This window comes from Brachybacterium massiliense, assembly GCF_900184245.1.
GTDB classification, from domain to species: Bacteria; Actinomycetota; Actinomycetes; order Actinomycetales; family Dermabacteraceae; genus Brachybacterium; species Brachybacterium massiliense.
The window spans coordinates 201689-213728 of record NZ_FXXB01000008.1; the positions used below are offsets into that span (position 1 = coordinate 201689).

At 71.5% G+C, this 12040-nt stretch carries 10 protein-coding genes; 8 read left to right on the plus strand and 2 right to left on the minus strand.

Features of this window, described 5'->3' with window-relative positions; all coding sequences use genetic code 11:
• Positions 1-34 precede the first annotated feature (34 nt).
• Together tal and tkt are read right to left on the minus strand one after the other, a co-directional pair.
• Positions 35-1150, minus strand: coding sequence for a transaldolase (gene tal, locus BN4251_RS10870; RefSeq protein WP_087485134.1), 1116 nt, complete (start codon positions 1148-1150; stop codon positions 35-37).
• Between the two features lie 155 nt (positions 1151-1305).
• Positions 1306-3402, minus strand: coding sequence for a transketolase (tkt, locus tag BN4251_RS10875; protein WP_087485135.1), 2097 nt, complete (start codon positions 3400-3402; stop codon positions 1306-1308).
• A gap of 300 nt (positions 3403-3702) precedes the next feature.
• Between tkt and BN4251_RS10880 the strand changes: the two genes are divergently transcribed.
• The 8 genes from BN4251_RS10880 (at position 3703) to BN4251_RS10915 (ending at position 11945) form a co-directional block, all read left to right on the plus strand.
• Positions 3703-4653 (plus strand): heme o synthase, encoded by a 951-nt coding sequence (locus tag BN4251_RS10880; RefSeq protein WP_087485136.1) that lies wholly within the window; start codon positions 3703-3705, stop codon positions 4651-4653.
• Positions 4650-5636: a tyrosine recombinase gene (locus BN4251_RS10885; RefSeq protein ID WP_087485137.1), complete on the plus strand. Its 987-nt coding sequence runs from the start codon at positions 4650-4652 to the stop codon at positions 5634-5636. Before BN4251_RS10880 ends, BN4251_RS10885 begins: the two co-directional genes overlap by 4 nt.
• Before the next feature lie 179 nt (positions 5637-5815).
• A complete protein-coding gene (locus BN4251_RS10890; protein ID WP_087485138.1) occupies positions 5816-6688 on the plus strand; it encodes a ParA family protein in 873 nt (290 codons plus the stop codon).
• Entirely contained in the window at positions 6685-7593 is a 909-nt protein-coding gene (locus tag BN4251_RS10895) for a pseudouridine synthase (RefSeq protein WP_087485139.1), read from the plus strand. The genes BN4251_RS10890 and BN4251_RS10895 overlap by 4 nt, the downstream gene beginning before the upstream one ends.
• Positions 7590-8699 (plus strand): prephenate dehydrogenase, encoded by a 1110-nt coding sequence (locus BN4251_RS10900; RefSeq protein WP_087485140.1) that lies wholly within the window; start codon positions 7590-7592, stop codon positions 8697-8699. Before BN4251_RS10895 ends, BN4251_RS10900 begins: the two co-directional genes overlap by 4 nt.
• A gap of 20 nt (positions 8700-8719) precedes the next feature.
• Positions 8720-10966, plus strand: coding sequence for a bifunctional cytidylate kinase/GTPase Der (der, locus tag BN4251_RS10905; RefSeq protein WP_087485141.1), 2247 nt, complete (start codon positions 8720-8722; stop codon positions 10964-10966).
• 54 nt (positions 10967-11020) lie between these two features.
• Entirely contained in the window at positions 11021-11617 is a 597-nt protein-coding gene (locus BN4251_RS10910) for a TM2 domain-containing protein (RefSeq protein WP_087485142.1), read from the plus strand.
• Between the two features lie 34 nt (positions 11618-11651).
• On the plus strand, positions 11652-11945 hold the full coding sequence (locus BN4251_RS10915; protein WP_245810301.1) for a hypothetical protein: 294 nt from the start codon (positions 11652-11654) through the stop codon (positions 11943-11945).
• The last annotated feature ends 95 nt before the right edge of the window (positions 11946-12040 follow it).

The following is a 12040-nucleotide window of genomic DNA, read 5'->3' on the forward strand; positions in this document are numbered from 1 at the left end:
CCGCCACAGCGGCGCGGCCGTGCTCCTCGGTGAATCAGGCGCGGGCGGCCTCGACGGAGGTCGAGACGGTGGCGATCAGCTCGTTCCACGCCTTCTCGAACTTCTCCACGCCCTCGCGCTCGAGCAGCGCGAAGACCGCGGGGAGGTCCACGCCGGCGGCGGCGACGCGCTCGAGCGTCGCCGCGCCCGCGGCGGCGGCCTCGGCGTCCAGTGCGGCCTTCGGCGCGGAGTGGTCCGCGGCGGCGTCGAGAGTCTTCTCGGGCATGGTGTTCACCGTCGGGTCGGCGACCAGGTTGTCGACGTAGAGGGTGTCCGGGTAGTCGGGGTTCTTCACCCCGGTGGACGCCCACAGCGCACGCTGCACGTTCGCGCCCTGGGCCTTGAGCGCCGCGAAGCGCTCGGAGCCGAAGGCCTCGAGGTAGGTGCCGAAGGCGGCCTGGGCGTTGGCGACACCGGCCTGGCCGCGCAGTGCCAGCGCCTCCTCGCCGCCGAGCTTCTCGAGCCGGCCGTCGATCTCGGCGTCCACGCGGGAGACGAAGAACGAGGCGACCGAGTGGATCTTCGAGAGGTCCCTGCCGGCCGTCGCGGCCTGCTCGAGACCGGCGAGGTAGGCGTCGATGACGGCCCGGTAGCGGTCCACGGAGAAGATCAGGGTGACGTTGACGCTGATGCCCTCGGCGATCACCGCGGAGATGGCCGGCAGGCCCTCCTCGGTGGCGGGGATCTTGATCATCACGTTCTCGCGGCCCACGACCTGGTGGAGGTGCTGCGCCTGCTCGATGGTCTTCTCGGTCTGGTGCGCGAGGCGGGGATCCACCTCGATGCTCACGCGGCCGTCGAAGCCTCCGGAGGCGCTGTGCACGTCGGCGAACAGGTCGGCGGCGGCGCGCACGTCGTCGGTGGTGAGCACCTCGATGACCTCGTCGACGCTCCTGCCCTCGCCGGCGAGGCGGGTGATGTCGGCGTCGTACTCGTCCGAGCCGGAGATCGCGGCCTGGAAGATCGAGGGGTTCGTGGTCACGCCCACGATGTTGCGGGAGGCGATCAGCTCGGCGAGGTTGCCGGTCTGCAGGCGGCCGCGGGAGAGATCGTCGAGCCAGATGGAGACCCCGGCGTCGGAGAGGGCCTGCGTGCGGGTGTTCTGAGTCATGTCCGTTCCTTCCGGGCGCCGAGCGCCCTGTGTCGAACTGAGGTCGTCGGGATCAACGCGACGGGGCCGTTCTCTCTTCCCGGAGCAGGGAGAGGGCAGAGGGAGCGGCGGTGCGGTGCGGGGGCGGGGCCATGCGGACCCGCCCCCGCGACCGATCAGGCTCCGGCGGAGGCGAGGGACGCCTTCGCGGCCTCGACCACGGCCTCGGCCGTGAAGCCGAACTCCTTGAAGAGGGTCTTCGCATCGGCGGAGGCGCCGTAGTGCTCGAGCGAGACCGCACGGCCGTGGGTGCCGAGGAAGCGGTGCCACGGCATCGCGATACCGGCCTCGACGGTGACGCGCGCGGCGACCGAGGAGGGCAGCACCGACTCGCGGTACTCCTCGTCCTGCTCGTCGAACCACTCCACCGACGGCATGGAGACCAGGCGGGTGGGGGTGCCGGCGGCCTCGAGCTGCTTCTGCGCCTCGGCCGCGTACTGCACCTCGGAGCCGGTGGCGATGAGGATCACCTGCGGCTCCGCCGAGGCCTCCTTCATGATGTAGCCGCCCTTGACGAGGTTCTCCGCACCTGCGTACTCGGTGCGGTCGAAGGTGGGCATCGCCTGACGGCTCAGGATCAGGCCGACGGGGCCGTTGTCCCGCTCCAGCAGCGCCTTCCAGGCCTGCGCCGTCTCGTTGGCGTCCGCCGGGCGCACGATCGAGAGGTTCGGGATCGCGCGGTAGGCGGCGAGGTGCTCGACCGGCTGGTGCGTGGGGCCGTCCTCGCCCAGGCCGATGGAGTCGTGGGTCCACACGTAGGTCGCGGGCACCTTCATCAGCGAGGCGAGGCGTACCGCGCCGCGCATGTAGTCGGCGAACTGGAAGAAGGTGCCGCCGTAGGGGCGGGTGAGCCCGTGCAGCGAGATGCCCGAGAGGATCGCGCCCATGCCGTGCTCGCGGATGCCGAAGTGCAGCGTGCGGCCGTAGACGTCGCCGCTGAACTCGGAGGAGCTGATCTCCTTCGGGAGGAAGGAGGGCTCGCCCTTCATGGTGGTGTTGTTCGAGCCGGCGAGGTCGGCGGAGCCGCCCCACAGCTCGGGCATGACCGGGGCGAGGGCCTCGAGGACCTTGCCGGAGGCGGCGCGGGTGGCCAGGCCCTTCTCATCGGCCTCGAAGGTGGGGAACGCCTCGGCGAAGCCCTCGGGCAGCTCGCGGGCGCTCAGGCGGTCCAGCAGCGCCGCCGCCTCCGGGTTGGCGGAGCGCCATGCCTGGTAGCCCTTGTCCCACTCGGCCTTCGCGGCGGCGGCGCGCTCTGCGAGGCCGCGGGTGTGGGCGAGGACGTCCTCGTCGACCTGGAACTGCTGCTCCGGGTCGAAGCCGACGGCCTTCTTCAGACCCGCGACACCCTCGGGGCCGAGCTTGGCGCCGTGGACGGTGTGGCTTCCGGCCAGCTCCGGGATCGGCCAGCCGATCACGGTGCGCAGGCGGATGAAGGTCGGCTTGTCGGTGACCTTCTGCGCCTCGAGGATCTCGGCCTTGAGCTGGGCGACGTCCTCCTTGTACTCCGTGCCGCCCTGGGTCCAGTCCACGGTGCGCACGTCCCAGCCGTAGGACTCGTAGCGCGCGGCGGTGTCCTCGGTGAACGCGATCGAGGTGTCGCCCTCGATGGAGATCTCGTTGTCGTCCCACAGCACGATCAGGTTGCCCAGCTGCTGGGTGCCGGCCAGCGAGCTGGCCTCGCTGCTGACGCCCTCCTGCAGGTCACCGTCGGAGGCGATCACGTAGGTGAAGTGGTCGAAGGGGCTGGTGCCCGGTGCGGCCTCGGGGTCGAGCAGGCCGCGCTCGCGGCGCTGGGCCATGGCGAAGCCGACCGCGGAGGAGATGCCCTGGCCGAGGGGGCCGGTGGTGATCTCGACGCCGTCGGTCACGAAGTTCTCGGGGTGGCCCGGGGTCTTGGAGCCCCAGGTGCGCAGCTCCTCGATGTCCTTCTTCTCGAGGCCGAAGCCGCCGAGGAACAGCTGGATGTACTGGGTGAGGCTGGAGTGCCCGGCGGAGAGCACGAAGCGGTCACGGCCGATCCAGGTCGGATCGGTCGGGTCATGGCGCATGAGGTCCTGGTAGAGCAGGTACGCGGCCGGGGCGAGGCTCACGGCCGTGCCGGGGTGGCCGTTGCCCACCTTCTCGACGGCGTCCACGGCGAGGACGCGGGCGGTGTCGACCGCGCGCGCGTCCAGCTCGGTCCAGCCCTCGGGGGCCTTGAAGTTCTCGGTCATGTGCAGTGCAACCTTTCACCGGAGTGCGGCCATCCCGGCCGCGCGGATCGACGAACCCCGACGCGCGGTGACCGGCATGTCCGAGAACATGCGGGAGCCCGGCGCGGGGCGACGGGACCACCTTAGTCGTGCCGTGCCCGGCGACGCTCGTCCGTCCAGCCTGTTGCCGGTGCGCACGCACGGGCGCGACACGGTGCGGGTTCTCACCTCCGCGCATGGTGCCGACGAGCGCCCTCAGCACCTAGACTGGCGTGGTTCACGCGGCCGCTGTGTCGCGCTCAGGAGGAAGGACGGTGGGCGGTGACCGCCACCCAGGGAGCTTCGGTCCAGGACGCACACCAGGGCGGTGGGCGGGCCCCCCGCTCGGCACGCTCCGTGATCGGCAGCTACGTGGCGCTGACCAAGCCGCGGATCATCGAGCTGCTGCTGATCACCACGATCCCCACCATGTTCCTCGCCGCAGGCGGGTTCCCCTCGCTGTGGCTGATCCTGAACACCATGATCGGCGGCTATCTCGCCGCCGGCGGCGCGAACACGCTGAACATGTACCTCGAGCGCGACATCGACTCGAAGATGAAGCGCACCCGCAACCGGCCGATCCCCTCGGGGGCCGTCTCCCCGCGTGCTGCGCTGATCTTCGGCATCACCATCTCGATCGTCTCGGCGCTGTGGCTCGGCCTGCTGGTGAACTGGGCGTCCGCCGCACTCGCCGTCGGTGCGATCCTGCTCTACGTCGTCTTCTACACGATGCTGCTCAAGCGCCGCACCAGCCAGAACATCGTCTGGGGTGGGGTGGCCGGCTGCATGCCGGTGCTGATCGGCTGGTCGGCCGTGACCGGCACCGTCTCGTGGACTGCGGTGCTGCTGTTCCTGGTGATCTTCTTCTGGACCCCGCCGCACTACTGGCCGCTGGCCGAGAAGTTCTCCAAGGACTACGCCGCCGCGGGCGTGCCGATGCTGCCGGTGGTCGCTTCGCGGATGTCGGTCGCGCGCCAGATGATCATGCACACCGCGCTGATGATCGCCTCGAGCCTCGCGATCATCCCGCTGGGCGCGACCGGCTGGGTGTACGGCGTCGCCGCCGTGGCCTCCGGTCTGTGGTTCGGCTGGCTGGTGATCCGCTATGCGCTGCGTGTGCGCCGCGGTCTGAGCGGCAAGGCGCTGGGCCCGATGACCGTGTTCCACGGCTCGATCACCTATCTGACGGTCCTGTTCGTCGCCCTCGCGATCGATCCCTTCGTCACCCTGTGACGCCGGGCGATCCGCGGTCGCACGAGCAGGCACCGCTGCGCCCCGGTGACCGCAGGATCCTCGAGCAGTACCTCAGCCATCTGCGCATCGAGCGGGGGCTCGCGGAGAACACCCTCGGGGCCTACCGCCGCGACCTCACCCGCTATCTCGCCGATCTCGCGCGCCGGGACATCGATCCCTCCGCCGTGGATCCGGAGCAGCTCGGCGCCTGGCTGCAGGAGTTGCGCACCGGTGCCGACGGAGGCAGCGCCCTCTCCGCCGCCTCGGCCGCCCGCTCCCTCGCCGCAGTGCGAGGACTGCACTCCTTCCTGGACGCCGAACGCGCCTCGAGCACGGGCGACCCCTCCCGACTGGTCCAGCCCCCGGCGCTGCCCAGACGCCTCCCGCATCCGTTGAGCATCGACCAGGTCGAGGCGCTCATCGACGCCGCCGGTCGACCCGGCACCGGCCGGGACGCGACCGAGCGGGCGCTGCGCGACCGTGCACTGCTCGAGGTGCTCTACGGGCTCGGCGCCCGCATCTCCGAGGCGACCGGACTGGACATCGACGACATCGACCAGGCCGAGCGCGCCGCCGTGCTGCGCGGCAAGGGCGACAAGCACCGCGCAGTACCCGTGGGCCGCTTCGCGCTCGAGGCTCTCGAGGCCTACCTGACCCGGGGACGGCCGACGCTCGCCGCGCGGGGGAGCGGCACCCCGGCGGTGTTCCTGGGCTCCCGCGGCACCCGGCTGACCCGCCAGGCCGCCTGGCAGGTGGTCGCCGGTGCCGCCGAGGCGGCCGAGCTCACCGACCTGCCCGAACCCGTCAGCCCGCACACGCTGCGTCACTCCTATGCCACCCACCTGCTGCACGGCGGAGCGGATGTGCGCTCCGTGCAGGAGCTGCTGGGTCACGCCTCGGTGACCACCACCCAGCTGTACACGCAGGTCACCGTGGACACCCTGCGCGAGACCCACGCCGGTGCCCACCCTCGGGCCCGGTGAGGGGCTTAGACTTGTGCGGCGCGACGTCCCCGCACAGACCGGCCCCGCGGGGGGCGTCCTGTGCGAGATGATGACGGCGCAGGTGCGGCCGACGCCCCGCGCGCCGCGAGGATCCTCCGGTCCTGCGCGGGACGTCCCCCGCCCCACCCCGACCACGACTCCGACGACAGGACACCGACGTGAGCCCGACCTCCTCCCAGCAGCTGGACATCGATCTCGGCCCGACCGGCCGACCGATGCCGGAGCTCCCGGAGCCGGCACCGCTCGACTCCCACGGCCCGGCACGGATCATCTCGATGGTGAACCAGAAGGGCGGGGTCGGGAAGACCACCAGCGTCATCAACCTCGGCGCGGCCCTCGCGGAGCTGGGCCGCAAGGTGCTGCTGGTGGACCTGGACCCGCAGGGCGCGCTCAGCGCCGGCTCGGGGGTGAACCCGTACGAGCTCGACGTGACCGTCTACAACCTGCTGATGGAGCGCGGCCACGACGTCCACGAGGTCATCCAGGAGACGCCGACGGAGAACCTCGACGTCCTGCCCGCCAACATCGACCTCTCCGCCGCGGAGGTCACGCTCGTCAACGAGGTCGCCCGCGAGATGGCGCTGGCCCGTGTGCTGCGACCGGTCGCGGACGAGTACGACGTGATCCTCATCGACTGCCAGCCCTCGCTGGGACTGCTGACCGTCAACGCCCTCGCGGCCAGCCACGGCGTGATCATCCCGCTCGAGGCGGAGTACTTCGCGCTGCGCGGCGTGGCGCTGCTGGTGGAGACGATCGAGAAGGTCCAGGACCGGATCAACCCGCGCCTCGAGCTCGACGGCATCCTCATCACGATGTTCGATCCGCGCACCCTGCACGCCCGCGAGGTGTGCCAGCGCGTGGTGGGCGCCTTCCCCGACAAGGTCTTCCACACCACCATCAACCGCACGGTGAAGTTTCCCGACGCCTCCGTCGCGGCCGAGCCGATCATCTCCTTCGCCTCCTCCACCAAGGGCGCCGAGGCCTACCGCCAGCTCGCCCGGGAGCTCATCTCCCGCGGCGCCGCGGCGTGACGGGCTCTGCGCGCGCCGGCGCAGGATCCTCCGGCGGCCGCCGGAGCGGGGGCGGTCGCCCGCAGCGTCGACGCAGCGCCTTCACCCCGCCGAAGCAGGTGCGGCTGCGGGACGGGACGGGCAGGCCTCTCGCCCCTGCACCTCAGGACGAGGACGGCCCGGACCTCCACCGTGAGGACGGAGAGCGCCTGCAGAAGGTGCTCGCCCGTGCCGGCTTCGGCTCTCGCCGGGCCTGCGAGACGCTGATCTCCTCCGGCCGCGTCCGCGTGGACGGCGAGGTGGTCCAGGAGCAGGGGATCCGCATCGACGTGGGCACCCAGGTGGTGCATGTGGACGGTCGCCGCCTCCAGCTGGACGAGAGCAAGCTGACCGTCGTGCTGAACAAGCCGCGCAAGGTGGTCTCCGCGATGAGCGATCCGGAGGGCAGGCGTGATCTCACCGAGTTCGCCGAGCGCTACCCGCACCGGCTCTACCACGTGGGACGCCTGGACTACGAGACCGAGGGCCTGCTGCTGCTGACCAACGACGGCGAGCTCGCCCACCGCCTCACCCACCCCAGCTTCCAGGTCGAGAAGACCTACGTATGCCGCTTCGACGCGCCCGGCGGCCCTCCCCGCGGTCTGGTCAAGGCGCTGCGCGAAGGGGTCGAGCTCGAGGACGGACCCGCCCGCGCGGACCGTGCCCGTGTGCTCGCGCAGGACGGCCATGAGGCCGTGGTCGAGGTGACCCTCCACGAGGGCCGCAACCGGATCGTGCGGCGCATGTTCGCCTCCCAGGGCTTCGAGCTGACCTCGCTGATGCGCACCCGCATCGGCCCGGTGCTGCTGGATGATCTCGAGCCCGGCGGCACCCGTGAGCTCACCGACCGCGAGCTCGGCACCCTGATGTCGGAGCTCGGGCTGTGAGCGGTCTCGTGCCCGCGACGGTGCGGATCATCGGCACCGGCCTGATCGGCGGATCGCTCGGGATGGCGCTCGGCGCCGCGGGCGCGGACGTACAGGTCCAGGACATCTCCCCGGGCACCACCGCCCTCGCCGTCGAGCTCGGCGTGGGCCGCGTCCCCGCACCCGGCGACCCCGATCCCGAGTTGGTGATCGTCGCAGCGCCCCCGGACGCCGCCGCCCAGCTGATCGCGGAGGCGCTGCGCACCTGGCCGAATGCGCTGGTCACCGATGCCGCGAGCGTCAAGGGGATCGTGCTCGACGGCGTCGCCCGCGCCGTCGACCCCGAGATGCTCACCCGCTACATCGGCGCCCACCCGATGGCGGGACGGGAGATCTCGGGCGTGATCGCCGCACGCGGAGACCTCTTCCGCGGCCGCCCCTTCGTGGTGGTCCCGCACGCCACCACCGATCCCGAGGCAGTGGCCCTGCTGCAGGGGATCGCCACCGCGATCGGCTCCGTGCCGGTGGTGCTGCCCGCCGCCGAGCACGACACCGCCGTCGCCCATGTCTCCCACGTCCCCCAGGTGCTCTCGAGCCTGCTGGCCACCACGCTGCTGGATCCTGACGAGCGCGCCCTCGCGCTCGCGGGTCAGGGACTGCGCGACACCACCCGCATCGCGGATTCCGATCCGCGGCTGTGGGTCGAGATCCTCGGCGCCAACGCCGCGGCGGTGACCGCGGTGCTCGAGGGCGTGCGCGAGCGCATGGACGACGTCCTGGCGGCGCTCGCGACGATGCCCGGGGATCCTGACCCCGCCGTCGGTTCGAGGCGTGCCCTCGCGGAGCTGATCAGCGACGGCAACCGGGGCGTGCGCCGCATCCCCGGCAAGCACGGCGGCGCCTCGGACGCCTTCGCGACCGTCACCGTGCTGGTGCCCGACCGTCCCGGTGAGCTCGGGCGCCTGTTCACCGAGATGGGCGAGATCGGGGTGAACCTCGAGGACTTCCGTCTCGAGCACAACTACGGCCGCCAGGTGGGCCTCGGGCACCTGTCCGTGGACGCCTCCCGTGAGGAGCTGCTCACCCGGGAGCTCTCCGCGAGGGGCTGGACCGTCGCGGAGTCCTGAAACCCCCGTATCCTTGCCGGATGCACACCAGCGCGCCGCACGACCCCACCTCCCCGGAGAGCACCGGCCCGGGCATCGCCATCGCGATCGACGGGCCCGCCGGATCGGGCAAGTCCACCGTCTCCCGGCTCCTGGCCGAGGCGCTCGAGGGCGGCATCCTCGATACCGGGGCGATGTACCGCGCTGTCGCCTGGTACTGCCTGGACCGCGGCGTCGATCTCACCGACCGTGAGGCCGTCGCGCAGGTCGCCGAGCAGCTGGACCTCGAGCTCGGCACCGACCCTGCCGGCGCGACCGTGGTCGTCTCCGGCACCGACATCACCTCCGAGATCCGCACCGAGCGGATCTCGCAGCAGGTCTCGGCCGTCGCCACCAACACGCTGGTGCGCGCGATCCTCCAGGAGCGCCAGCGCGAGCTGCTGCACGCCACCGCCGCCGAGCGCGGCTTCTGCGTGGCCGAGGGACGCGACATCACCACGGTGGTGGCCCCCGACGCGCAGGTGCGCGTGCTGCTCATCGCCTCCGACGAGGAGCGGATGCGTCGCCGCGCCGCCGAGCTCCAGCTCGAGGACACCGAGGAGACCCGCCGGCGCATGGCCGATCAGGTGCTGCGCCGCGACCGTGACGACTCGACCGTCTCGGAGTTCCTCACCGCCGCCGAGGGCGTCGAGACCGTCGACACGACCGGTCTGAGCATCCCCGAGGTCGTCGAGTCGATCCTGATGCTGGTCGCCGCGGCGGAGACCGCCCAGGAGGAGGCCGAGCACGGCGAGGCCGAGCCCTATGCCGCTCCCGCGCGCGCGGCCGCGCCGTCGTCGGATTCCGACGGCGGCCCCACCGACGAGGAGATCGAGGCCGCGCTGCGTGCGGGCCTGCGCGACTACCAGCTCGACGACGAGGACCTGGCGCTGCTGACCGGGGAGGAGAGCGAGGAGCTCCTGCCCGAGGTCCAGCGCAATCTGCCCGTCGTCGCGGTGGTCGGCCGCCCCAACGTCGGGAAGTCCACGCTCGTCAACCGCATCCTGGGCCGTCGCGAGGCCGTGGTCGAGGACCGTCCAGGCGTGACCCGCGACCGCGTCTTCTACGAGGCCGAGTGGACCGGCAAGGACTTCTGGCTGGTGGACACCGGCGGCTGGGAGGATCGCGTCCAGGGGATCGCCTACCGCGTCGCCGAGCAGGCCGAGGTGGCCGTCTCGCTCGCGGACGTGGTGATGTTCGTGGTCGATGCGAACGTCGGCATCACCACCACCGACGAGCAGCTGCTCAAGGTGCTGCGCAAGTCGAAGGTGCCGATCGTGCTGGTCGCCAACAAGGTCGACGACCAGCGCGGCGAGCTCGAGGCCGCGGCCCTGTGGAACCTCGGCCTGGGCGAGCCGTTCCCGGTCTCCGCGCTCCACGGCCGCGGCTCCGGCGACCTGCTGGACGCCGTGCTCGCGGCGATGCCGGAGGAGGGGCGCGGCGCCCCCGCGGACCACGGTCCGCGCCGGGTGGCCCTGGTGGGCCGGCCCAACGTGGGCAAGTCCTCGCTGCTGAACCGCCTGGCGGGGGAGCGGCGCGTGGTGGTCGACGAGGTCGCCGGCACCACCCGCGATCCCGTGGACGAGAAGATCACCCTGGGAGGTCGCGAATGGACCTTCGTGGACACCGCCGGGATCCGTCGCCGCGTGCTCCAGTCCCAGGGCGCGGACTACTACGCCTCCCTGCGCACCCGTGCGGCGCTGGACCGCGCCGAGGTGGCGGTGGTGCTGCTCGAAGCCTCCGAGCCGATCTCGACCCAGGACCTGAAGATCATCGACATGGTGCTCGAGTCCGGGCGAGCCCTCGTGCTGGCCTTCAACAAGTGGGACCTGCTGGACGAGGAGCGCCACAAGGCCCTCGAGCGCGAGATCGAGCGGGACCTCGGCCACGTCGCCTGGGCTCCGCGGGTGAACATCTCCGCGCAGACGGGCCGTCATGCCGACAAGCTCGTGCCAGCGCTCGAGACGGCGCTGGAGTCCTGGGACCGGCGCATCGCCACCGGGCGCCTGAACGCCTTCCTGGGCCAGCTGGTCGCCGCCCATCCGCATCCCGTGCGCGGCGGCAAGCAGCCCCGGATCCTGTTCGCGACGCAGGCCCGCACCCGTCCGCCGCGCTTCGTCATCTTCGCCAGCGGATTCCTCGAGCACGGGTATCGCCGCTTCATCGAGCGCCGCCTGCGCGAGGACTTCGACTTCCCCGGTTCCCCGATCGTGATCGGGGTGCGGATCCGGGAGAAGCGGCGCCGCTGAGACGCGCAGCGCCCAAGGTGCGAGGGCCCCTTGCGACGACGTATCGTGGGGTCCATGAGTACTCCCGGTGACAACGGCTCCTGGAACCCCCAGGGCCACGAGAACGGCGCCCCGCAGGACCCCTACGCGCAGCCGCAGCAGGACCCGTGGGCCCAGCCGCCCGGCGCACAGGACGCCTACGGCCAGCAGGATCCGTACGGTCAGCAGCCCGCCACCGGGCAGGCCCCCTTCGGCCAGCCGGATCCCTACGGCCAGCCCTCGGTGAACTCAGCCTCGGACCCGTACGGCCCGGGCCAGCAGGCCTGGTCCCCGGCGCCGGGCTCCGGCCCCTCGGCCTCCGACCCCTACGCCCAGGACGGCGCCGCCTACGGCCAGCCCAGCGCCGGTCAGCAGCCCTATGCCGAGGGTGCGACAGCTCCTGCGGGAGAGCCGCAGAGCCGGCTCGTCGTCGGCCTGCTCGGCATCTTCCTCGGCGGCTTCGGCGTGCACCGCTTCCTGCTGGGGTACACCACGATCGGCATCATCCAGATCGCCGTCACGGTGCTCACCTGCGGCTTCGGTGCCTGGTGGGGCCTGGTCGAGGGCATCATGGTGCTCGCCAAGGCACAGGCCTTCGAGCGCGATGCGCACGGTCGCCCGCTGAGGGACTGACTTCTCCCACCGATCGAGCGACAAGGATCCCGGAATGATGAGCTATCAACCCCAGGCACCGCTGAAGGACCGCGGCTCGCTCCAGACCAGCGCCATACTCCTGATCGTCGTCGGGTTCCTGTGCGGCGGCACGGTCCCGGCCATCTTCGGCATCATCGCCCTGGTGCAGCTGGACTCCGATCCGCACATGGCGCAGAAGATGAACAAGGTGGGTTGGATCATCTTCTGGGTGACGTTCGCCCTGATCATCTTGTTCCTGATCGTGTACGTGGTGTTCATGGTGATCATCTTCGGCGCGGCCACCCTGCCGTTCCTGATGGGCGGCTGACGCCCCACCTCCCCGACACGTCCGTCCCGCACCGAGGAGCAGCGATCACCGCCCCCGACTTCGTCCTCTCCCTCCGCGAGCGCATCGGGCACGAC